The sequence below is a fragment of the Intestinimonas butyriciproducens genome, from assembly GCF_016901775.1.
Lineage (GTDB): Bacteria > Bacillota > Clostridia > Oscillospirales > Butyricicoccaceae > Pseudobutyricicoccus.
The window spans coordinates 169,134-192,549 of the sequence record NZ_JACJKW010000001.1 but is presented as its reverse complement, the minus strand read 5'-3'; the positions used below and the strand labels follow the sequence as shown (position 1 = coordinate 192,549).

General features: G+C 56.8%; 20 protein-coding genes and 1 tRNA gene. 15 read left to right on the top strand and 6 right to left on the bottom strand.

The genetic code is table 11. The features are described 5' to 3' along the window. Window positions 1-17: 17 nt before the first annotated feature. A complete protein-coding gene (locus tag H6A25_RS01005) occupies window positions 18-764 on the top strand; it encodes a P-loop NTPase (protein ID WP_204750151.1) in 747 nt (248 codons plus the stop codon). A 61-nt stretch (window positions 765-825) separates the two neighbouring features. Continuing rightward, on the top strand, window positions 826-1,236 hold the full coding sequence (locus H6A25_RS01000) for a methylglyoxal synthase (protein WP_118427936.1): 411 nt from the start codon (window positions 826-828) through the stop codon (window positions 1,234-1,236). Between the two features lie 37 nt (window positions 1,237-1,273). Here H6A25_RS01000 and H6A25_RS00995 read toward each other — a convergent pair whose 3' ends face one another. Both H6A25_RS00995 and H6A25_RS00990 read right to left on the bottom strand, forming a co-directional pair. Further along, window positions 1,274-1,762 (bottom strand): hypothetical protein, encoded by a 489-nt coding sequence (locus tag H6A25_RS00995; protein ID WP_204750150.1) that lies wholly within the window; start codon window positions 1,760-1,762, stop codon window positions 1,274-1,276. A gap of 122 nt (window positions 1,763-1,884) precedes the next feature. After that, a complete protein-coding gene (locus H6A25_RS00990; RefSeq protein WP_204750149.1) occupies window positions 1,885-3,225 on the bottom strand; it encodes an S-layer homology domain-containing protein in 1,341 nt (446 codons plus the stop codon). 387 nt (window positions 3,226-3,612) lie between these two features. On the opposite strand from H6A25_RS00990, the gene hisS reads away from it, so the two are divergent. From hisS to H6A25_RS00975, 3 genes are all read left to right on the top strand, one after another. Next, window positions 3,613-4,962, top strand: coding sequence for a histidine--tRNA ligase (hisS, locus tag H6A25_RS00985; protein WP_204750148.1), 1,350 nt, complete (start codon window positions 3,613-3,615; stop codon window positions 4,960-4,962). Between the two features lie 28 nt (window positions 4,963-4,990). After that, on the top strand, window positions 4,991-6,787 hold the full coding sequence (gene aspS / locus H6A25_RS00980) for an aspartate--tRNA ligase (protein WP_204750147.1): 1,797 nt from the start codon (window positions 4,991-4,993) through the stop codon (window positions 6,785-6,787). A 189-nt stretch (window positions 6,788-6,976) separates the two neighbouring features. Beyond that, the gene (locus H6A25_RS00975) at window positions 6,977-7,459 is read left to right on the top strand and encodes a hypothetical protein (RefSeq protein WP_204750146.1); all 483 of its coding nucleotides are present in this window, start codon (window positions 6,977-6,979) and stop codon (window positions 7,457-7,459) included. Between the two features lie 265 nt (window positions 7,460-7,724). On the opposite strand, the gene H6A25_RS00970 is transcribed toward H6A25_RS00975, so the two are convergent. The 4 genes from H6A25_RS00970 to H6A25_RS00955 all read right to left on the bottom strand — a co-directional run bounded on the left by H6A25_RS00970 (window position 7,725) and on the right by H6A25_RS00955 (window position 12,467). Beyond that, entirely contained in the window at window positions 7,725-8,888 is a 1,164-nt protein-coding gene (locus H6A25_RS00970; protein ID WP_204750145.1) for an amidohydrolase, read from the bottom strand. Between the two features lie 62 nt (window positions 8,889-8,950). Beyond that, complete coding sequence (gene cls, locus H6A25_RS00965) at window positions 8,951-10,417, bottom strand: cardiolipin synthase (protein ID WP_204750144.1); 1,467 nt, start codon at window positions 10,415-10,417, stop codon at window positions 8,951-8,953. A gap of 256 nt (window positions 10,418-10,673) precedes the next feature. Next, window positions 10,674-11,750: a tetratricopeptide repeat-containing glycosyltransferase gene (locus H6A25_RS00960; protein WP_204750143.1), complete on the bottom strand. Its 1,077-nt coding sequence runs from the start codon at window positions 11,748-11,750 to the stop codon at window positions 10,674-10,676. 3 nt (window positions 11,751-11,753) lie between these two features. Then, complete coding sequence (locus H6A25_RS00955; protein WP_204750142.1) at window positions 11,754-12,467, bottom strand: hypothetical protein; 714 nt, start codon at window positions 12,465-12,467, stop codon at window positions 11,754-11,756. Window positions 12,468-12,687: 220 nt separating this feature from the next. Here H6A25_RS00955 and lexA point away from each other — a divergent pair, with 220 nt between their 5' ends. The 10 genes from lexA (at window position 12,688) to H6A25_RS00905 (ending at window position 23,365) form a co-directional block, all read left to right on the top strand. Further along, window positions 12,688-13,278 (top strand): transcriptional repressor LexA, encoded by a 591-nt coding sequence (gene lexA / locus H6A25_RS00950; RefSeq protein ID WP_204750141.1) that lies wholly within the window; start codon window positions 12,688-12,690, stop codon window positions 13,276-13,278. A gap of 8 nt (window positions 13,279-13,286) precedes the next feature. Next, window positions 13,287-15,317 (top strand): ATP-dependent DNA helicase RecG, encoded by a 2,031-nt coding sequence (gene recG / locus H6A25_RS00945; RefSeq protein ID WP_204750140.1) that lies wholly within the window; start codon window positions 13,287-13,289, stop codon window positions 15,315-15,317. A 120-nt stretch (window positions 15,318-15,437) separates the two neighbouring features. Then, window positions 15,438-15,875: a SpoVA/SpoVAEb family sporulation membrane protein gene (locus H6A25_RS00940; protein WP_204750139.1), complete on the top strand. Its 438-nt coding sequence runs from the start codon at window positions 15,438-15,440 to the stop codon at window positions 15,873-15,875. A 13-nt stretch (window positions 15,876-15,888) separates the two neighbouring features. After that, window positions 15,889-16,905 (top strand): stage V sporulation protein AD, encoded by a 1,017-nt coding sequence (gene spoVAD, locus H6A25_RS00935; RefSeq protein WP_204750138.1) that lies wholly within the window; start codon window positions 15,889-15,891, stop codon window positions 16,903-16,905. Further along, window positions 16,893-17,249, top strand: coding sequence for a stage V sporulation protein AE (gene spoVAE, locus H6A25_RS00930; protein ID WP_204750137.1), 357 nt, complete (start codon window positions 16,893-16,895; stop codon window positions 17,247-17,249). Before spoVAD ends, spoVAE begins: the two co-directional genes overlap by 13 nt. 169 nt (window positions 17,250-17,418) lie before the next feature. After that, window positions 17,419-17,505: transfer RNA gene (locus H6A25_RS00925), tRNA-Leu, on the top strand. Window positions 17,506-17,592: 87 nt separating this feature from the next. Further along, the gene (locus tag H6A25_RS00920) at window positions 17,593-18,390 is read left to right on the top strand and encodes an amidohydrolase family protein (RefSeq protein WP_204750136.1); all 798 of its coding nucleotides are present in this window, start codon (window positions 17,593-17,595) and stop codon (window positions 18,388-18,390) included. A gap of 25 nt (window positions 18,391-18,415) precedes the next feature. Then, window positions 18,416-19,171: a nicotinamide riboside transporter PnuC gene (gene pnuC / locus H6A25_RS00915; protein ID WP_204750135.1), complete on the top strand. Its 756-nt coding sequence runs from the start codon at window positions 18,416-18,418 to the stop codon at window positions 19,169-19,171. A gap of 155 nt (window positions 19,172-19,326) precedes the next feature. Further along, window positions 19,327-21,507: an S-layer homology domain-containing protein gene (locus tag H6A25_RS00910; protein WP_204750134.1), complete on the top strand. Its 2,181-nt coding sequence runs from the start codon at window positions 19,327-19,329 to the stop codon at window positions 21,505-21,507. Window positions 21,508-21,700: 193 nt separating this feature from the next. After that, window positions 21,701-23,365: a SulP family inorganic anion transporter gene (locus tag H6A25_RS00905; protein WP_204750133.1), complete on the top strand. Its 1,665-nt coding sequence runs from the start codon at window positions 21,701-21,703 to the stop codon at window positions 23,363-23,365. Window positions 23,366-23,416 lie beyond the last annotated feature (51 nt).

The following is a 23,416-nucleotide window of genomic DNA, read 5'->3' as shown; positions in this document are numbered from 1 at the left end:
GAAGGAGATGTTCTTCGGTGGGAACGGTGATCATCACGGCCTCCGGCAAGGGAGGAACGGGTAAGACCTCCTTTTGCTGCGGCACGGCGGTGGCCCTGTGTGCCCTGGGAGAAAAAGTGCTTCTGGTGGATGCAGACAGCGGTTTGCGGAACCTGGATATCGTCCTGGGCATGACCGACCAGCTGCTGTTTTCCTTTTCCGATGTGATCGCCGGACGGGCTTCCCTGAAAGAGGCAGCCGTCAGGCACCCCATCGTCAAAAACCTGCGGGTGCTCACCGCCCCGGCCTCCAGCAAGCTGGAAAGCTGCGTCACCAAAGAAAGGGTGGCCGCTTTTCTCCAGAACTGCCGGGCCCATTTTACTTATACCATTGTGGATTGCCCTGCGGGGCTTCCCGACACCATTTCCTATTTTGCCGCCGGGGGAGACCGGGCGGTGATTGTGTCCACCCCGGATTATACCTCCCTGCGGGGAGCTGAGCAGGCCGCTCAGATCTTCTACCGGGAAAAGATGGACAATGTGCGCATTGTGGTCAACCGGGTACGACCGGGGATGATCGAGCAAGGGGATATGGTGAATATCGACCGGGCCATGGATCTTGCCGGCCTGGGCCTTTTGGGGGTGGTTCCCGAGGATCGGGATATCATCGCCTGCGGCAACGCCGGAAAAGTGCTGATGCTCTATTCCGAAGGCCCGGCTGTCACCGCCTATCAGAATATCGCCCGCCGCCTGAAGGGGGAAAAGGTGCGGCTGATGAAGCTTTGAACAAAGGGCCGGGGTCTCCCGGCTTTCCATACAGATCGGAGAAACGGAGTGAGAATAGATTATGAATATCGCCATCATTGCGCAAAACAGAAAAAAAGAGCTGATGGTTCAGTTCTGCATCGCCTATTGCGGCGTTCTCTCCCAGCATGAGCTGTGTGCCACCGGTACCACCGGCAAGCTGATTATGGAGGCCACAGGGCTGAAGGTCAACTGCCTGCTGCCCGGCATCAGCGGCGGCGATGAGCAGGTGGCCGCACGAGCGGCCTACAACGAGCTGGACATGGTGCTGATCTTCCGGGACCCTCTGGACAAATACAGCGGCGATTCCGATTTCACCAACCTGCAGCGTCTGTGCGACATGAACAACATCCCCTTTGCCACCAATGTGGCCACGGCGGAAGTGCTCATCCAGGGCCTGATCCGGGGCGACCTGGCCTGGCGTGATATCGTCAATCCCAAAAACAACAAATAATAAAAAACGCCGCCTGTATCTCAGGCGGCGTTTTTTATTATTCATCCACTTCACCTGCCACAATAGAGGGCAGGTTTTCCTTTTCCTCCGGCTTGAGCAGGGCGTTCAGTTCTTCCATCAGCTCATCTTCGTTGAGGATGGTGTAATAGCGGCGGTAACTTCCAAACACATCGGTTTCCAGTCGGTTCATTTCGCCCAGATGAATGGTCCGGCCATCCTCCAGAGTGAGCATATAGGTCACGGCTCCCTGGGGAAAGGGTTCCGCCATTTGGAAGGGCAGAAAATGGGGAACAACCCAGGCTTTTTTCAAAATACTTTCCAAAGCATCCTGAGGAAGCTCCTGTTCCACTCCCTGAATGGGATAATAAACATGGAGCGTATCCCACTCTGGCGCCCGGTACAAAATGGTATCCACCTGCTGTCCCTTTAAAAACAACGGGCGGGGCACATAGAGCACAAGGAGCAAAAGCAGCACCACCAAAGCGGCAATCCACCGAACTTTTTTCCGTTTGTCCATCTTCTTCATTCCTTGCACCCCTCTCTGTGATTTCGTGACTTCATTTTACCAGATTTGAAAATTTTCATCAACCATAGGGGTAAAAAAATACCCCGGTTTGCAACCGGGGTATTTTTGACAGTTAGCAGAAATCAGATCTTTTCATAGAGCCGGTACAGAAGCAGAATGCCTTGCTCCACGGTGCAGGGGGCCTTGGGAGCCAGGGTGGTGTCCGATGTGCCATTGATGACGCCATTGGCTACCAGCGCCTTCATGCCTTCTGCGGCCCAATCGGATACCTGGTTTTCATCGGTATAGCCCTGGATCACAGCCGGTTTGGTCAGCAGCTTAACGCCGGTCTCCTTTTCGATATAGGAAATGGCCCGATGGATCATGGTGGCCATCTGCTCTCTCGTCATGGTCTGTTTGGGAGCAAAGGTGCCGTCGCCCATGCCGTTGATGATGCCGGCCTGGTAAGCCTTGCGCACCGCTTCGCTGTCGGTGTCCTGGAATGTATCGGTCGGAGCGGCTTCCATCTCCTTGCCGGTGGCCACGGTGATCATCTGGACGATCAGCTGGGCAAACTGCTCCCGGGTGGTGCTGTCCTGATAGGCGGGGTCATCCACCAAAGCAGGAACCAGACCGGCCTCCTTGGCCGCCGTTACTTCCTTTTCCGCCCAGGAGGAAGGGGTGTTCTCCCCGTTGCTCAGCAGTTCCTTCAGACCGGGATAGGCCATCTTGTACTCTGCAGGGGTTCCGGCCAGGAAGGTCATGGTTCCGGTCTTTTCCATCTCTTCCACCTGCTGCTCATTGATGGTCAGAGCCGCACCCAGTGCATAGTTGATGGTGTAGTCATTGTACTGGTAATTGCCGCCTGCATCCCGGGCCTCCTGGCTGTGGAAGGCATAGTCCACCAGGCCGTTCACCGCCAGATAGGAGTAAGTGCCATTTCCCAGATAGGTGCCGAAATCCTCCATGTTGACAATACCGGCGGCCTGGGCGGTGCTGTGGTTTTCCTTTCCTGTGCCATAGACCTGGATGGGGAAGCTGCCCTCGCTGTCCGATCCGTAATAAATCTGACCGCCGCCGCAGTCATCCCAGCCCATGGGCTGCATATCTTCCGGCACAACAATGCCGTCATAGCAGAAATTATAATAGGTCATGGGGTTTTCATGCTGGATCTCAAACTGGATGTGGGAGCCTTCCTTGAGCACGGGAACTTCTCCATCTCCCCCCAGCCCCAGATCAGAGGCCTTCAGGCTGCCCAGGTAGCCGTCATAGGTGACGGTGACCTTCACATCCTCCGCCTTCACATCCTTGAGGGAGGAATACACATTCACCGACAGCCACTCAGAGGGCACTTCCATCTGTGCCTTTTGGGCCGTGGGCATTTGGAGCCCTGCGGCCTGCACCGGCAGCACACCGGCCAGCAGCACCATGGAAGCCAGCAGTGCCGTCATCCGGCGGCCCAGCATAGACCATGTTTTTTTCATCAAGCATCTTCCTTTCTGTTTCATTGTGCAATTATATTACCATATCCTCCAGTTTCTTTCAACAATGATTCTCTTCCGGCTCTTGACTTTCCCTTGCAAAAAGGATAGAATATCCCCAAGCACCGTGATGAAGGCGACTTAGTATCCGGTCACCGCCGCAGCAGAGAGAAACGCCCTGGCTGAAAGCGTTTTGCGGAAAGGAACTGGGGAAGACAGCGCCGGAACGGCGGGCGGAGACGCCTGCGGCAGCCTCCCGCACCCTTGAGGCAAAAAGGGCGGTTTTCCGCCGAAATTGGGTGGCACCACGAAAGACTGCGCTTTCGTCCCATGTGAGGGACGAAGGCGTTTTTTTATTTCTATTTCTCTCAAAAGAACAGGAGAAGGACTATGAGCAAAATGAAACCCCGCACCCTTTCCGGTTTTATGGAGCTTCTGCCTCACCGGCAGGCCCAGATGAACTGGATGATGGACATCCTGCGCCAAAGCTATGAGCTGTATGGCTTCACCGGCCTGGACACGCCGGTGATCGAGGCCGCCGAAGTGCTGCTGGCCAAGGGCGGCGGCGACACCGAAAAGCAGATCTACCGCTTCCAGAAGGGGGACAGCGATCTGGCTCTCCGCTTTGATCTCACCGTACCCCTGGCCAAATATGTGGCCCTTCACTATAATGACCTGGCATTTCCCTTCCGCCGGTATCAGATCGGCAAGGTCTACCGGGGCGAGCGGCCCCAGCGTGGACGCTTCCGGGAGTTTTACCAGGCAGACATCGACATCATCGGCGACGGCAAGCTGGACATCCTGTGCGAAGCCGAGATCCCCTCGGTGATCTACCGCACCTTCACCGCCCTGGGCCTTGAAGATTTCCAGATCCGGCTGAACAACCGGAAGGTGCTCAGCGGTCTGTTTGACCTGCTGGGGCTGGGGGACAAGGCCACCGATGTGATGCGCACCATTGACAAGCTGGAGAAGATCGGAAAAGAAAAGGTGCTGGAAGTGCTCACCGGCGAGTTTGCTGTGGCAGAAGATGCTGCCTCCAAGCTGCTGGAAGTGCTGGAAAGCGCCGATCCCATGGAAGCGCTGGAAACACTGAAAGGCCAGAACGAGCTGCTGGACACCGGCATTCAGGAGCTTTCCCAGGTGGTGCGCCACATGGGAGATTTCGGCGTACCGGAGACCCACTTCAAGGTGGACCTGACCATCGCCCGGGGCCTGGACTATTACACCGGCACCGTCTATGAGACCCAGATGACCCGGCATCCGGAAATCGGCTCCATCTGCTCCGGCGGCCGCTATGACAACCTGGCGGAGTTCTACACCGATAAACAGCTGCCCGGCGTTGGCATTTCCATTGGCCTGACCCGGCTGTTTTATGTGCTGGAAGAGCAGGGACTTTTGAACGACGAGCTGCTCACCGCCCCAGCGGATGTGCTGATTCTGCCCATGACCGAAGACATCAGCCCGGCCATCTCCCTGGCCACTCAGCTGCGGCAGGCGAGCATCCGCACCCAGCTTTACACCGAACAGAAGAAATTCAAAGCCAAGATGAGCTATGCAGACAAGCTGAAGGTGCCCTTTGTCCTCTTCCTGGGCGAGGATGAGGTCAACGCCGCCGCCGTTTCCATCAAGAACATGCGGACAGGGGAGCAGGAGACCATTCCCCAGGAGCAGGCCTCGGGCTGGCTGCTTTCCAAGATCGCCCTTCTCAGCCAGGGCAAGCCCATCCGTCCGGAAGAATAAACGATTATCACCATAAGGAGATGTTTTTATGTCGATTTTTCTCAACCCTCAACGGCATTACTGCGGCTCCCTGCGGGAAGAGCACATCGGGCAGCGGGTCACCGTCTGCGGCTGGTGCGCCCGTATGCGGGACCTGGGCGGCCTGATCTTCATCGACCTGCGGGATCGGGAAGGCATTGTCCAGTGCGTCTTTGACGAGGCCGACAACAAAGAGCTGTTTGATCTGGCTTTCACCGTTCGCTCGGAATACACTCTGAAGATCGAAGGCGTGGTGCGCCAGCGCTCTTCCATCAATGACAAGATCCCCACCGGCCGCATTGAGATCCTGGCCGACAGCCTGGAAATCTACGAAAAAGCCGACACTCCGCCCTTTGAGATCAGCGACGAGGCCTCGGTCAACGACGCCCTGCGGCTGAAATACCGTTATCTGGACCTGCGCCGTCCCTCTTTGCAGAAGTCCCTGGCTCTGCGCCACAAGATCGCCCATGTGGCCCGGCAGTATTTTGACGAGCAAGGATTCCTGGAAATCGAAACCCCCATGCTCACCAAATCCACCCCCGAAGGGGCCCGGGACTATCTGGTGCCTTCCCGGGTGCATCCCGGCGAGTTTTACGCTCTGCCCCAGTCCCCCCAGCAGTACAAGCAGCTGCTGATGCTCTCCGGCTTTGACCGGTATATCCAGATCGTCCGCTGCTTCCGTGACGAGGACCTGCGGGCCGACCGTCAGCCGGAATTTACCCAGATTGACCTGGAGATGTCCTTTGTAGATCAGGAAGATGTGATGGCCGTCAACGAAGGCTTCCTCCAGCGGGTATTCAAAGAAGTGCTGGATGTGGACATCACTCTGCCCATCCAGCGCCTGCCCTACCAGGAGGCCATGGAGCGCTTTGGCTCCGACAAACCCGACCTGCGCTTCGGCTACGAGATCTTTGATCTGTCGGAAACGGTGAAGGGCTGCGGCTTCGGCGTCTTTGACGGCGCATTGGAGCAGGGCGGCACTGTGCGGGGCATCAAGATCGAAGGCGGCGCCAAATTCAGCCGCAAGGAGATCGACAGCCTGACTGAGTTCGTCAAGACCTATCGGGTAAAGGGCCTGGCCTGGGCCAAGGTCAACGAAAACGGTGAGCTGAGTTCTTCCTTTGCCAAGTTCCTGAAACCCGAGACCATGGACGCTCTGCTGGAGAAGGCTGGGGCAGGGAAGGGAGACCTGGTGCTCATCGTAGCCGACGCAGACCGGGAGACCGCCCTCAATGCACTGGGTATGCTCCGGTGCGAAGTGGCCCGGCGGATGGATGTCATCCCCGAAGGGGTCTACAAACTGCTGTGGGTCACCGATTTCCCCCTCTTCGAGTACGGCGAGGACGACGAAGGGAAGAAGCGGCTTTATGCCAAGCACCATCCCTTCACCGCTCCCAAGGACGAAGATCTGCCCTTGTTTGAACAAAACCCCATCGCCATGCGGGCCAAGGCCTATGACATCGTGCTCAACGGCACCGAGCTGGGCGGCGGTTCCATCCGTATCCACCGCAGCGATGTGCAGCAGCGGATGTTCAAAGCCCTGGGCTTTGAAGAAGCCGACATTCAGGAGCGTTTTGGCCATATGATCGAAGCCTTCCGCTATGGCGCACCTCCTCACGGCGGCCTGGCCTATGGCCTGGACCGGCTGGTGATGCTCATGGCCGGACGGGACAGCATCCGGGATGTGATCGCTTTCCCCAAGGTGCAGAACGCCAGCGACCTGATGATGCATTGTCCTTCTCCTGTGGACGAGAAGCAGCTGAAGGAACTGAGCATCGCTCTGGATATCCCCGAAAAGAAAGAATAATTTCAAAAGGGTCGGGCGGCGAGCCGCCACTCCCTTATCCCCCAAAAGGGCCGGTATTTGCCGGCCCTTTTTTCTATCCAAATTCCGCAGCTCCGATTTGTAAATATTGCCTATTTCTTTTCTTTGGCAGCGTGATAAAATATATATATAACCAATTTATGCTGCCTATGAAGAGAAAGGGGGATCACTATGACCTTCGTCAGAAAACATAAATGGACTCTCATCGTACTCTGTGCTCTGGTGGTATTGTGGACGGTACTGGAAGTAACGCAAGGACTGCTTACTCAGTATACCAGTTCCCTGCGGGAACAGCTTCCCGCCCTGCGCAATCAGGCCCAGGTGGAAGCCATTGAGGCAAAAATCGAATTTTTGCAGCCGATCATCCGGTTTGTAGGTAATTCCTGGGGCTACCTGATCTATTTCTTTATGGCACTGCCCCTGTTGACTCTGCTTTTCAAGCTGGAACCCTGGCTCACCCTGGCCTATTATTTGCTGGCCCATCTGTGCACCTACATCTTCTCCTGCTTGATCATGGGCGGCGGGTTGGAGATGGTTACAGCTCCCCTGAAGCAAAGCGGATATATGATGCTGCGGGGCTACCTGATCTGGGCGGTTTTCGCTGTGGTTTTTTACCTGCGGAAGCGCCAACAACAAAAAGTGGCACAGGCATAACAAACACAACAAAAAAGCAGCCGGGGTATCCCGGCTGTTTTTTATCCAAAAATCCCTATATCGAAAAGGGACTGCCTGCCCTGCCCCTCATCAATTTGCAAGAAGCCGCGACCTGTGCGTGGCTTTTTGCACCTATCAAGGGGCCAGTGTGGCCGAATGGCTGCACGCAGACCCTTGCAAAAACTCGAAAAAGTGGCCCAAGGCCACTTTTTCGATCAGCTCCAGCCGGGAAATTTTCCCGGCTGCTTTTTTGTTTATGTAGATCTTACAGGCTCTTGTTGTAGGCCACGCCGTCGATCATGGTCATCATGCACTTGCTCAGGCTGCTGAAGGGATGGCCGCTGAACACAGCCAGGTCAGCATCCTTACCCACTTCGATGCTGCCCACTTTGTCCGCTACACCCAGCAGACGGGCGGGATTGATGGTAACGCCTTCAAAGGCGGCCTGCTCATCCAGACCATTGACCATCAGGATGCCCACGGTGGCGGGGAGGAACTGGGTCTGGGAGCCGGAGTCGGCGGTGAGGCATACCGTGATGCCCGCTTCATGGAGCGCTGCGGGGGTGTGCAGGCTCAGGCCATGGATTTCCTGCTTGCCCGGTCCCCACAGATGAGGGCCTACCACGCAGGTCACATTGTTCTTCTGGAGCACATCGGTGATCTTATAGCCCTCGGTGGCATGCTCAATGGAGAAGTCCAGATCAAACTCCTTGCAGATGCGGATGGCGGTGCAGATATCGTCGGCCCGATGGGCATGGATACGGCACTTCATTTCCCGGCGCATGACGGGCACCAGGGCATCCAGCTTGAAGTCGGGCTTGGGAGCCTTGGAGGGATCTTTCTCCGCCTTGAGCAGAGCATCGGAATAATTCTTGGCATCATAGAAGGTCTGGCGCAGCAGAGCGGCTGTACCCATACGGGTCATGGGCATCTGGTTCTTTGTGCCATAGACACGCTTGGGATTCTCGCCCAGAGCGAACTTCATTTGCTCGGTGCCGGGGATGATCATTTCCTCGGCGGTATGGCCCCGCAGCTTATAGACAATGCCGGTGCCGCCGCACACATTGGCCGAACCAGGCAGGGTGCAGACGGTGGTAAAGCCGGCGTTGCGCACCTTTTCAATGGCATAATCGCAGGGATTGATGGCGTCAGAGGCCCGCACCTGGGGAGTGATGGGATCGCTCATCTCGTTGCCGTCCTTGCACAGAGCCGGCATGGTGTCGGGTTCATTGAAGTTGGAGATATGGGTATGGGCGTCGATGAAACCGGGGGTCACCCAGCCGCCCTTCACATCGATGACTTCCGCATCGGCGGGAATGGCCACATTGGCTCCCACGGCGGTGATTTTTCCCTTTTCCACCAGCACGGTACCGTTTTCATAGGTCTCGCCGGTGACTGTCACAATTTTTCCGTTGGTAATCGCAATCATTTCGCCAAGTCTCCTTCTCATTGTTTTTTATGGTCAAGGCCAAGGGCCATGATCCCGAAATATCAAAGCAAAGGGGCCACCAGCCGCAGAAGCCCTGCTTTCACCTTATCCGGCAGGGGACGGCTCTGGTATTCCTCTCTGGTGAGGCGGCGGCTTTTTTCCTGATCCTGCAAAAAAACCTTCCGGCACTCCAAAGCAAAATCCCGGTCATAGACCAGGGCGTTGAGTTCATAATCCAGGTCAAAGGAACGGATATCCAGGTTGGTGGATCCTATGGACGCCACCATATCGTCCATGACAAAGGTTTTGGCATGGAGAAAACCGGGATAACGGTACACAGGAATGCCCCAGCGGAGCAATTCACCGGCATGCCACATGGTCACATGATAGGCATAGGCCTTGTCCGCCACTCCGGGGATCATCAGACGCACATCCACCCCCGCCCGGCTGGCGCAGCGCAGCGCCGTCAGAAGGGCGTCGTCGGGGATAAAATAGGGGGTCTGGATATAGAGATAGCGGCGGGCCCTTGTGATCATGCCCAGATAGCTTTCCTTGGTATAGGGATAGAGGCTGTCCGGGCCGGAAGAGACGATCTGCACGCCCACTTGCCCGGTGTTTTCCTCTTTCATGCACTGTTCCAGGCTCTGGGAAGAGTCGATTTTATCCACATAAGGCCGGGCGGCCTGAGAATCCAGAAAGACCCAGTCCCGGATGAACTGGCGCTGTACCTGCTGGACACAAGGCCCTGTCAGCCGCACCGAAGTATCCCGCCAAGGGGTGATCCGTCTGTCTTTCCCCAGGTAGTCGTCGCCGATGTTGATGCCGCCGGTATAGGCCACTTTGCCATCAATGATAACCATTTTCCGGTGCATCCGGTAATTGACCTGCAAAACGGTGCGCAAAGGGGAGGGGAGGTACCCATACACCATGCCGCCAGCCCCCAGCAAGGGATCAAAGTCCGCCTTATGGGTTTTGAAACAGCCCAGTGTGTCGTAAATAACCCGCACCTTCACGCCCTGCCGGGCTTTTTTCACCAACAGATCCAGCAGTTTTCTGCCGCATTCATCCCGGGTTTTGAAGATAAAATACAGCACATGGATGGTCTCCTGGGCTTCCTCAATGTCCCGGAACAGGCTTTCATACTTTTTTTCTGCATCCACCAGCAGGCGTGCGCTGTTGCCCTGGGTGTAGACGGCCCCTGCTCCCTGCAAGTTAAGCAGCATCAGATCCCGGCAGCCTTCCCGTCCCTGACTGCTGAGATTGAACTGACCGGAAAGCAAAGCCCGGGCATTTTCCCCAGGGCTTGGTCCGTATTCGGCCAGGCGGGGATTGGGCCGGAACCGGCGGCGGAAGAGCCGTAATTTTCGGGTACTGCCCAGAAAGAAATAAAGCAGGAAGCCCAACCAGGGCACAAAGGCAAAGACCAAAAGCCAGGCCAATGTGCTGCCCACCTGTTTTTTGCGAAAAAACAGGATGGAAATTGCAGCCATCACATTGAAAAAATAGAGCAGAAACAACAGGGGGCTCACATCTTTCCTCCTTCTCATGATCTTCGCCACGGTATTATTATAGCATAGTTTTCCTGCGGCATACTTACCGAAATACAAGGAAAAAAATCGTACAATTCTCACAGCCAATATGCGCAAAAGGGCGCCCGCCTAAGCGGACGCCCTTTTGCTTCTTTATTGTTGTGGGGGGAATAAAGAGAGGTATGTTGCTGATATCATAATAACACACCCATCAAAAAAGATGTGGACGGTTTGTAAAGAAAATTTGAAAAATATATTATTTTTCCCCTTGATAAAAGGCCAGATTCTGCTGCAATCTCTGATTTTCCGGCTCTTTTTCCAAAGCCCGGGCACCATAGAAACAGGCCTTCTCCTTTTGGCCCAGATGCCAGAAGGCCAGGGCGGACAGATCCCAGGGGACGCTGCCCCAGGCGAAATCCTCATTGATATAGGTTTTGTCCCGCTGAGAAAGGGCCAGGGCGCTTTGGCTCATGAGCAGCACCCCGGGCCAATTCTCTTCCTGGGAAAAATACCAGGCACACTCCACATAACCCTCCCGCAACGAAGGCGCTTCCGCCACCGCCCGGTAAAACCAGCGCAAAGCCTCTTGCCGCCGCCCGGTCTCCAGACAGCACCGGGCCAGATAACGCATGGAAGCCGCCCGTTCCGCTTCCCAGGTGGAGCGGGGAAGTGCCAGATGGCGCAGAAGCTCCTCTTCGGCCTTGTTCCAATCCCCCTGGTACATATACTCCCGTCCCAGGTAGTGAGCACAGCGGGGATCTTCCGGCTCTTCCCGGGCGGCCAGCTCCAAAAGGGGCAAATACTGTCCCCGGGATTTTTGGGGATCGGGCCAGTGGTGCAGACACACCCCCACAGCATCCCCCAGGGCAACTTCTTTTTCCCCCTGCCATTGCAGCACTTCGTGCACCGGATAATGCCAGACGAAACCATGGCGGCGGTGGATCTTGTTCTGCCAGAACACCATGCCCTCTCTTCCATCTTCTCCATGACTCCACACAAAGCGGCACCGGTATTGAGGGCAAGGCTGCATCAAAGCCGCTTGTTCCAGCTTTTTCCGCCAGTCTTTTTCGAATACTTCATCCAGATCGGTGCAGACGCACAGATCGGCATCTTCCGGCACCAGCTCCAAAGACAGATTCCGGGCTTTGTCAAACCGCCAGGGGACGACCTCCCGGCAGGCTACCCAAGCCCCCCGGGAAGCCAGGGCGGCCGGAGTGCCGTCCTGGCTTCCCGTGTCCAGCACATACACCCCGTCGGCCTCTGACATGGAATCCATCCACCGGTCTGCAAAAGCTTTTTCGTCTTTGCAGATGGCATACACATAGATTTTCATCTTTCAGCCATCCAAACGAAGCACTGTGAGAGACAGATTCTGATACAGACCGTCTTCCAGGCAGATCACCTGCAAGACAGCCCCCTGGGTAGCCAGAATCGCCCCCAGAGATGCGGTCTCTTTTCCCCGCCAGAGTCCTCCGGGCACAGTCTGACCGTCCAGCAGCAGCTGGATGCCGGCTTCCTCACCGGAATAGTCCTGCACCCGGCCCTGAAGCAGTACCAGATAGGCTCCCTTTTCCAGCCGGATGCCCTCTTCCTCCATGCAGATGCTATCCCCCTGCTGGGCGGCCAGAGCCAACTTCAGCGCCGTATTCTTCTCCCCTTGCTGACCGCCCACCACCGGGTCTACGCCGGTGAGATAATCATGGGCCGGCCCATCCCAGGAGCAAAAACAGGAACATGGTTCACAGGAGCCGGAAGGGCAGGGGAAAAAGGGCCGCTGGTTTTCCTTGTCTTTTTCCCGCTCTGGCCCGGAAGGGCACTGACAGCTGAGACTCAGCCCTTCCGGCACCCACTGGCCGCTTTCCCTGGCCCACTGGAGAAGGGGGCTTTCGGCAAGGGGCTGTTTCACCTCCGGCCGGTTTCCTTTCTTTTCCTCATAACTGCCGTCGGGCCACACCCGCACCACACGGCGTACCCGGTGAAGGAGCGGAGCTTCCTCCGTCTCCTCTCCGGAGACCCGGCCGGTCTTTTGCTTCCAATCGATCTCCTTCAACAGGGATCCCTCCTTGTTTCTCGTGAAACTTTTTCATGGATCCGGGGCAGTCCTGTCCCAGGCCCCAAAACCATTACACTGACAGCATATGCCGAAGCTGGATTCTCTGTGCCTCCCAAAGGTTTTTTACCATATATCGGAACAAATGTTTGCCCTATCCTGTGTTTTATGGTATACTATATATAATTCTATGCCATAAGCCGTCCCTTGAGGTGATCCCATGAAAAAACTCAGTCCCATGCGACAGAAGATTCTGGACTATATCTCCCGCTATACCGATGAAAATGGCTATCCTCCCGCCGTGCGGGAGATCTGCCAGGCGGTGGGGCTCCGCTCCCCGTCCACCGTCCACTCCCATCTGAAAATCTTGCAGGAAGGGGGATTTTTGGACAAGGGCGAGGGCCGCACCCGGTCCATTACCCTGAAAAACCACCCTACCGGTGTAAAAAAGATCCCGGTGCTGGGGGTGGTCACCGCCGGCCAGCCCATCCTGATGCAGGAGGACATTCTGGGCTATATCCCCTTTGAATACCACAGCGGGGAATATTTTGCCCTGCGGGTCCGGGGTGACAGCATGATCGGAGCCGGCATTCTGGATGGGGACGATGTGATCGTCCGCCGCCAGGACACCGCCGATCAAAAGGCCATCGTGGTGGCCATGCTGGAGGATGAAGCCACCGTCAAACGGCTGGACAAATCCAATGGCCATGTGCGCCTGCTGCCGGAAAACCCTGCCTATGACCCCATTGATGGGGACAACGCTCAGATTCTGGGGCTGGTGGTGGCAGTCTACCGCCAGTACCACAGCTAGGTGTTCCCATGAGCCATCTCACAGACGATATCCGCACCTTGCGGGGTGTGGGAGAAAAGAAGGCCCAGCTTTTTCACAAGCTGGGCCTTTTCACCCTGGGGGACTGCCTGGAGCACTTTCCCAGAGAATATGAGGACCGCAGCCGCTTTTATCCCATTGCCCAGGCCCCTGTGGGGGAAAATTGCTGCATTCTGGCCACCGTGGCCCAGCCCCCTTCCACCCGGCTGATCCGCAAAGGGCTGAGCATCACCAAGCTGCGGGCCTTTGATGAAAGCGGCCAGATCGATCTGGTGTATTTCAACCAGCCCTATCTCAGCTCTCAGCTGCGCCAGGGGGAGGAATACGCCTTTTTCGGCAAAATCGAAGGGACGCTGCTGAAAAAACAGCTGACCAACCCCCAATTTGAACCGGCAGGACGGGGGATGATCACCGGGCGATTGCTGCCGGTTTACCGTCTCACCGGCGGCCTTTCCCGCACGCTGATGCTCCAGGCCACCTCCCAGGCCGTCCAGTATACCGACGAGCTCACCGAAAGCCTGGACGAGGACATCCGCCAGCAATACGATCTGTGCCACATCCGCTATGCCTATGAAAACATCCACTATCCCATCCACCAGGAGGCGCTGGAAAAGGCCCGGAAACGGGTGATTTTTGAGGAATTTTTTCAGTTTGCCTGCGGTTTGCAGCTGATGGGGCAGCAGAATATCACCGCCCGGGGAATCAGGCTGACCTGGTATCCACCGGAGGATTTCTATCAGGTTCTTCCTTTTTCCCCCACCGGCGCCCAACGGCGGGCGGTACACGAGGCCTTTGCCGACATGACGGGAGGCAAACGGATGAGCCGCCTGGTGCAGGGGGATGTGGGCAGCGGCAAAACCATGGTGGCCGCCGCCTGTCTGTGGCTGGCTGCCAAAAACGGAATGCAGGGGGCGCTGATGGCTCCCACCGAGCTTCTGGCCCGGCAGCATTACGAATCCCTTCAGCCTCTGATGGAGCAATGCGGCATTTCCTGCGCCCTGCTCACCGGCTCCACCCCCAAAAAGCAGCGGGAAACCATGCTGGAAAAACTGAGCCAAGGGGAGATCTCGGTTCTCATCGGCACCCACGCTCTCATTGAAAACAATGTGGTCTTTTGCCGTCCGGCCCTGACCATCACCGATGAGCAGCACCGCTTCGGCGTGCAGCAGCGGCAGCTTTTGTGGGACAAAGGAGCGGACACCCATTCTCTTGTGATGAGCGCCACGCCCATTCCCCGCACCCTGGCCCTGATGCTCTATGGGGACTTACAGGTATCGGTGCTGGACGAATTGCCCCCGGGACGCAAGCAGGTGGAGACCTACGCCGTGCCCCCCAGCTATCGCCCCCGGCTGGATGCCTTTATTCAAAAACAGGTGCAGGAAGGGGGACAGGTGTACATCGTCTGTCCTCTCATCGAAACCGAAGAAGGGGAGGACGAGCGGCAATCGGCGGTGGCCTATGCCAAGGCACTGGAGCAGCGGATCCCCCAGGTATCCATCGGCCTGATGCACGGCAAACTGAAAAGCCGGGAAAAGGAGCAGGTGATGGAGGATTTCGTCCAGGGAAAGATCCAGGTGCTGGTGAGCACCACCGTGATCGAGGTGGGCGTCAATGTGCCCCGGGCGTCCCTGATGATCGTGGAGGATGCCGACCGGTTCGGTCTTTCCCAGCTCCACCAGCTGCGGGGCCGGGTGGGCCGTGGAGACCGCCAGTCCTATTGTGTGCTGGTGTCCGCCAGCAAAAGCGCCAAAACGCAGGAGCGGCTGCGGGTGATGACAAAGTGCCACGATGGCTTCCGCATTGCCGAAGCCGATCTGAAGCTGCGGGGGCCGGGAGACTTTTTCGGCGACCGGCAGCACGGTCTGCCGGAGTTCAGAATCGCCGATCTGTCCCAGGATGTATCCCTTTTGCAGGCTGCTCAGAAAGCGGCCCAACAGATGCTGCGGCAGGATCCGGATCTTTCTTCCCATCCTCTTCTGCTGGAAAAGGTGAAGCAGCTTTTTCACCGGGCCCGGCAATAAAAACCCATTCTTTCCCCATCAAAAAAGTGGCCTTTGGCCACTTTTTTGTATGATCACCCTTTTCCGGCATATACTACCGGCAAGAAAACAAGCCGGTGCGCCGGCAGAAAGGGTTTTTTCATGGATATTACCAATCAGGAATATAAAAAGCTCTATCAAAAAGCTTCCCCGCCCTCGCCCTTGCTGAAAGATGCCTCTCTGGCCTTTGTCACAGGGGGCACCATCTGCACTCTGGCCCAGGCCATTCGCAACTTTCTGCTGAGCCAGGGCCTGGATGAAAAGACAGCCGGAGCATCCCTTTCCATCATCCTGGTCTTTCTGGGGGTGCTGCTCACCGATCTGGCTATCTATCCCAAAATCGCCAAGTTCGCCGGAGCGGGCACCATTGTCCCTATCACCGGCTTTGCCAATTCCATCGCCGCCCCGGCCCTGGAATACAAAACCGAAGGACTGGTGCTGGGTACCTGCGTCAAGATGTTCACCATTGCCGGGCCGGTGCTGGCCTGCGGCCTGACGGCTTCGGTGATCTACGGCCTGCTCTATTATATTTTTGCATAAAGGGGGAGGGAATATGAAAAAAACAGGGAACACCTATTGTTTTCAGGATCCGCCCCGGGTGCTCTCCTACGCCTCGGTGGTAGGCAAGAAGGAGGGAGAAGGCCCTCTGTCCCGGGATTTTGACTATATCAGCGACGACAACACCTTTGGAGAACAAACCTGGGAAAAAGCCGAAAGCCGGATGATGTCCATGGCCCTGGAGCGGGCTCTTTCCAAAGCCCATCTGCCCCTTTCCCAGCTGGGGTGCATCCTGGGCGGCGATCTGCTCAACCAGTGCATCGGCACCACCTTTGCCCTGCGGCCTACCAATGTGCCTTTCCTGGGGCTGTACGGGGCCTGCTCCACCATGGCGGAAGGGCTGCTGGTGGCCTCCTGCCTGGTGGAAAGCGGATTTGAGCAGACGGCCTGCGCCATCACTTCTTCCCACTTCTGTTCCGCCGAACGGCAATACCGCTATCCGCTGGAATACGGCGGCCAGCGGCCCCAGACGGCCCAGTGGACGGCCACTGCTTCCGGGGCGGTGGTGCTGCAAAAGGGAGGCATGGGAGTGCGCATCACCCATGCCACCCCCGGCCGGATCGCAGACCCTGGCGTCACCAGCCAGGCCAACATGGGCGCCGCCATGGCCCTGTCGGCCTACGAGACCATCCGCCGCTTCTTCCAGGACACCCATACCGGACCTTCTCACTACGATCTCATCGTCACAGGGGATCTGGGAAAGGTGGGGCATCAGATCGTCATCGATCTGTTTCAGCGGGACGGCATCGATATGCGCCCCACCTATGACGACTGCGGTCTTTTGCTCTATGACGGCAGCCAGGATGTCCACGCCGGCGGCTCGGGCTGCGGCTGTTCGGCAGCAGTGCTTTGTTCCTATATCCTCAAAGCCATGGAGCAGGGGATTTTCCGCAAGGTGCTGTTCTGCGGCACCGGCGCCCTTCTCAGTCCCACTTCCTGCAACCAGGGGCAGAGCATCCCTGGGATCTGTCATCTTGTTTGTTTGGAGGCCGATGAAAAATGGAATATGTAAGAGCCTTTCTCACCGCCGGGGTGATCTGCGCCATCAGTCAGGTGCTCATCGACCGGACCAAGCTGACTCCCGGCCGGATTCTGGTGACTTTTGTGGTGCTGGGGGTCATTCTTACCGGCATCGGTCTCTATGAGCCGGTGGTGAAGTTCGGCGGGGCCGGAGCCACTGTGCCCCTTCTGGGTTTTGGCTACACCATGGCCGAAGGGGTAAAGGAAGCCATCGCCCAACGGGGCTTTCTGGGGGCCTTTACCGGAGGGCTCACCGCCACCGCCGGCGGCATTGCCGCTGCCGTGGTGTTCTCTCTGATCGGCGCGCTGATCTTCAAAAGCCGGGACCGGTCATAAAAGGGGAGGGGAAACCCTCCCTTTTTTCTTTCGGCAAAACCCCCTTTCTTTTTCAGGCCAAAAGGAAAAAGGGGCAACATCGGTCATCCAGGCCTCCTGTCCTCGGTTTTCCCCATTCTTGACGGGAAAGGGCAGGGCGTGCTATACTAATTGCTGGTTTCTGCTTTCTGCCGCTGTGGCGAAACAGGCAGACGCAAGGGACTTAAAATCCCTCGGTCTTTTGACCGTACCGGTTCGATCCCGGTCAGCGGCACCAAAAAGAGCCTTGGCATTGCTGCCCCGGCTCTTTTTTTGCGGTTTTCTCCCATATCTTTGCTGCCAAAAGGAAAGAAAGGTGTTTTCTGTGCGCCCCAGAATCGACTGTCACACTCACATCATTTCCCCGGCCATCCGGGACGAATACTTCCATCGTACCCAGGGATTTGCCCTGGTGATGCAGCTGCCTTCCAGTCTGATGGAAAATCCCCAGTGTATCCAGACGGTGCTTTCCGATCCCCGGCTTTTTTTGTGTCCCTGTGTGGATCTCCATCGCCCCATCCCCCCTCAGCTCCGTGAGCTGGTACCCCATCTGGATGAGTGGAAGGTAGTGGGTCTCAAAGTCTACCTGACCTACCAGAAGGGAAGAGCCTGCGACGAAAAAATGACCCCCATCTATGAATTTGCCCGGCAGCACCGGCTGGCGGTCACCTTCCACACCGGCCTTTGCTCTCTGATCCTGCCATCGGAGAATGACATGGAAGGCTCCCAGGCCAAATACATCGCCCTGGCGGCTCAGCGTTTCCCGGAGGTAAACTTCATCATTGCCCACATGGATGATCCCCGCTTTATGGAGTGCGCCGCCCTTCTGCACCGGCACAAAAACCTGTTCACCGATGTGTCCGGCGCCTATGAAACCGGCACCAAAGAGGGAAACGATGTGCAGGGAGCCATCTATACCTTCCGCCAGGCCCTTTTGTCCCAGCCGGAGCTTTGGAAACAGTTCCTCTATGGTACCGACTTCTGCCCGCCCCTCCATCTTGGTCAGCTGGAGGAATACGACGAGACCATCGAGAAGATTTTCCCGCCGGAGACTTTTGACGCCATCTATTATCAGAATTGCCTGCGTGCCTTTCCCCGGCTGAGCCGCTGGCTTTCCCTTTAAAAATCAAAAGAGAGGACGCTTTTTCATGAACACTTCATCCCAGTTCAAAACATTTCTCAAAAGCTTTACCCCCTATCAGATCGGCTATCTTGTGGTAGTGCTGCTTCTGACCATCGGCTTTACTGTGTTTTTGCCCCACATGATGCTGGAGGATATGTCCAACTCCTTTGTGGTGGTCTGCTCGGTGATTGCTGTTCTGGCCAATCCTGTGTGCGAGCTTCTGATCTCCAAACAGAGCAAGCTGAATTTTATGGTGGATCTGTTTTTCATTGAGATCCCCGAATTGGTGCTGTGCATAGCCCTGGGCTGGTACACCATCGCCATCATCACCGTAGCTTTCTGGATCCCCATCGACATCATCAGCTTCCTGCGCTGGAAGCGCCATCCCGATGAAGTCCAGCAGGAGCTGACTGTGGTCAAACGCCTGAGCTGGAAACAGGATATTCTGGTGATCGCCGGTATTCTGCTCTTTGGCCTGGTGGTGGGGCAGCTGATCCAGATGATCCCCGGCGCCGAAGACTCCTTCCTGGACGCTCTGGCCAGTGCCTGCGGCATCGCCAACGGCATTCTGCTCCTGCTCCGCTACACCGAGCAGTGGTATGCCTGGTTTGTCACCCTGCTGCTTTACACCGCCCTGTACATCATCTCAGGCAGCTACATCATGCTGATCACCGTGGCGGCCATGCTGGTCAACACCTGCTATGGCTTCGGCAAATGGCTGCTGTATACCCGCTCCCGCCGGAAAAAGCAGGAAGAGGCCTTTTCTCCTGCCTCTCATTGACCGAACAGAAAACAAAAGAAAACACTTCCCATCGCCCTATCAAGTTTTTTACAAACGGACCCCCGGTTCTCGCCTTGACGAAACCGGGGGTTGGGTTTATATTGTTAATCAAAGGGATTTTAATTTTTTGTAAATGGTATAAGGAGGAAGGTATTGTGAAAAAAGCCCTTTCCCGGCTGACAGCCGGGCTCATGGCAGGGGTGCTTTGCATTTCCCTGTGTCCCTCTCCGGCCAAGGCCGCCTCATCTGTGTCGGTCAAAGCCAAGTATCTCTATTCCGGCGCGGCCCATGCCAAATATACCAACCTGGCTTACTATGCTGAGCCGGTGGTGGCCGACATCAACAAGGACGGCCGGGACGAAGTGGTCAGCGTGTCCTTCGCCATCACCGTCACCGACGCCCAGAGTGGCAAAACTCTGTGGCAGGTAGACTCCGGCAAAGACCGCTCCACCCCCTATAACAGCGAACCCTCCGCCCATTATTCCGGCGCCTGGTGCTCTCCCGTGGTGAAGGACATCGACGGCGACGGCTATGTGGAAATCATCTCCACCCACAAAAATCTCATCTCTGTGCTGGATCACAACGGCTATTTCAAGAAAGGCTGGCCCAAGTATCTGGAAGTGGACAGCTTTATCCGTTCTCTGGCCGTGGACGACTTTGACGGCGACGGCACCTGCGAGATCGTAGTAGGCGCCGGCGTCAACTCCGAGGCCTCTGTGTGGGTCTATGACTGCTACGGCGTTTTGTTCCCCCACTGGCCCCAGCTTTCTCCCGACCAGCAGGATCAGGCAGAAAGCTACGGCATCTTTGCCAACGGCATTTCCACCGGTGACATCGACGGCGATGGCCTGCCGGAGATCATTGCTCCCACCGACAACCGGTGCATCCAGGCTTTTGAACTGGACGGCTCCCTTATTATGGCCGACGCCGAAACCTTCGGCGACAGCCCCTGGGGCTCTGTGCGCACCTATATCGACTACGACCATGAAAAAACCGTGGCCCAGCGGGGCTGGGATACCGACCAGGGCAAAGTGGATATGAAAGAGCGTCTGTGCATGGAATTCGGCCATGCCGGCTCGGTGATCGACGACCTGGACGGCGACGGTAAGAACGAAGTGGTGGTCACCGGTATCGTCATGGATACCAACTCCATCTCCAACGCCTTCTGGCTGGACAGCCTGTGCATGTCCGTGGCCGTTTTCAACGGCGACCGCACCCGCTATCAGAACACCGAAAAGGGCTTTGACTGGACCACCATTCCCGTCAACCTGGGCTCCCGCATCAAGGACTGCCAGAACTCCGGCTCCTCCTTTGTGCTGCCCGAGCCTGTCACCGCCGATCTGGACGGCGACGGCAACAAAGAGATCCTGTTCAATTCCTTTGACGGCAAACTCTACTGCTTCTCCCTGGATCAGACCATGAAGAGCTTTACTCTGCCGGCCACCACCTCTACCATTGCCGAATATGCTGCCCAGCCTGTCTGCGTGGACATCAACGGCGACGGCAAAAAGGAGATCATCTTTGGCTCCTGGACCGACAGCATCACAAACCCCAACCATGATACCACCAGCGAAAACACCGGCGTCAACGGCTCGCTGTATATTCTGGACAGCGATCTGAAGCTGATCTCCCGCACCCAGCTGCCCGCCGAATATCCCGGCTATCTGGGCGCTTATCAGACCAACGGCGTCAAAGCAGCTCCCGCTGTAAAGGATGTGGACGGCGATGGGGAATATGAGGTCATTCTCAACACCTCTTACCGTTCGGTGTGCGCCTATGACCTGATGGGCTCCACCATCTATGACACTCCCTTCACCGATATGCGCTGGCATTGGGCCAAGGACTATGTAAACACCTGCGTAAACCGGGGCTATTTCAACGGCACCGGCAACAACACCTTTACCCCCGGCGGCACCATGACCCGTGCCATGCTGGCTACGGTACTCTACCGCATGGCCGGCTCTCCCCAGGTGACCATCGACAATCCCTTTACCGATGTGCCTGCGGGTCAGTGGTATACAAACGGCGCCATCTGGTGCTATGAAAAGGGGATTCTGGCCAACATGGACAGCACCAGTCTGGACCCCAATGCCCTGGTGACCCGGCAGGAGCTGGCCTATATGCTGCATCAATACAGCGGCGCGCCGGAAGAGCCCTCTTCGGCCCTCACCGATTTCTCTGACAGCACCTCGGTGTCCGATTGGGCCCAGGATGCCATGGAATACTGCGTGGGCCTGGGCGTGCTCCAGGGCAGCGAAGGCAAGCTCAATCCCCTCAATTCGGTCACCCGGGCCGAAGCCGCCACCATGCTGGTGCGCTTTGCCGACGCTCAGTGATCAAATTCTTCCCTGCATTATTTTCCCCAGGCGGTGCGCCGCCTGGGGAATTTTTTTGATCCATGCAAAAATATCCCTGTTTTGCTGGAATTTCTTGCCCTTTGTTCACCGCCATGATATACTTTTTTTGCATTTTTATACTTTTGTCCTTTTGCAGGGGAAAAAGAAAATATATTCCGGGGGGAATAACAAAATGCTGCAAAAATACGCAAAAGATTTGAAGAAGGAATTTGCAGGCTACAACGCCAAAGGACTGCTGTCCGATGTGATGGCCGGCCTGACGGTAGCGGCGGTGGCGCTGCCCCTGGCTCTGGCCTTCGGTGTCAGCAGCGGCGCTTCGGCGGCTTCCGGCCTGCTCACCGCCATTGTGGCCGGCGCCATCATCGCCCTTCTGGGCGGGGCTTTTTACCAGATCTCCGGCCCCACCGGAGCCATGGCCGCCATTCTCACCTCCGTTGTGGCCCAGTATGGCTTGAATGGCGTGTTCCAGGCCACTTTCCTGGCTGGCGTGCTTCTGGTGATTGCCGGGCTGTTCAAGCTGGGACGGCTCACCGCCTTTATCCCCATGCCGGTGATCACCGGCTTTACTTCGGGCATCGCTGTGATCATCGCTCTGGGACAGGTGGATAACTTCTTTGGCGTCACCTCCATAGAGGGTTCTGCCATTCAGAAGGTGGGGGGATACTTCACCCACGGCTTTGATCCCAACTGGACCACTGTGGCCATTGGAATTTTTGTGGTGCTCTTTATGGTATTTTTTCCAAAAAAGTGGAACAGTGTGGTGCCCGCATCTCTGGTGGCCATCATCCTGACCACCGCCGCTTCCATGGTGCTGAAGCTGCCGGTAAACACCGTAGGGGAGATCCCTTCCTCTCTCATGCTGCCCCAGCGGCTCGATCTGCTTTCTCTGGATCTGAACACTTTGAGCGGGCTTTTGGCTCCGGCCATCAGCATCGCCGCTCTGGGCATGGTGGAAAGCCTGCTCTGCGGAGCCAGCGCCAGCCGGATGACCGGCGTCAAGCTGGACAATGACCGGGAGCTTCTGGCCCAGGGCATCGGCAACATCCTCACCCCGCTGTTTGGCGGTATTCCGGCCACTGCGGCCATTGCCCGTACCAGTGTGGCAGTGAAATCCGGCGCCCGCACCCGGCTCACCGGTGTGTTTCACGCCCTTTTCCTGCTGATCTCCATGCTGGTGCTGGGGCCGGTGATGGGGCAGATCCCTCTGTGTGCTTTGGCCGGCGTGCTGATGGTCACCGCCTGGCGGATGAATGAGTGGAAGACCATCCGCTACATTTTCTCCAAAAAATTCAAAGGCGCTATTCTGAAATTCCTGGTGACCATGGCAGCTACCATCCTCTTTGACCTGACAGTGGCTATTCTGCTGGGCATTGTGGTATCCCTGGTGCTGCTGGCCGTGCGGCAGTCGGAACTCCAGGTCAACTACGAAGATGTGCTTCCTCATCGCCTGGCCGCCCCCGACGCCCTTCTGGCTCACCGGGCCGAAAACGCCCGGGTGGTCTATATCACCGGTTCCATTCTGTTTTCCAACACCCAGATGATCGAGGAGATCGGCCAGCAGGTAAACGGCTTTTCCAGCGTGATCTTTTCCATGCGGGGCGTCTCCTATATGGATATCTCCGGCGCCCAGGCTTTCCTGGATCTGCTGCGCCAGGTGCAAAACCGGCAGGCCCAGGTGTTCCTCTGCGGCGTGTCTCCGTCGGTGCGGCAAATGATGGACCGCAGCGGCATCACACAGCAAGCAGGGGAGAAGGCCTTTTACTGGAGCGTGGAGCAGGCCCTCACCCAGGACGAGCCCACTCCTGCGCCCTATCTCCAGACGGCGGCCAAAAACTGATCCCCCCAACCCAGAGTTGGTTGCAAAATCCCACAGGGATGCTATAATAAA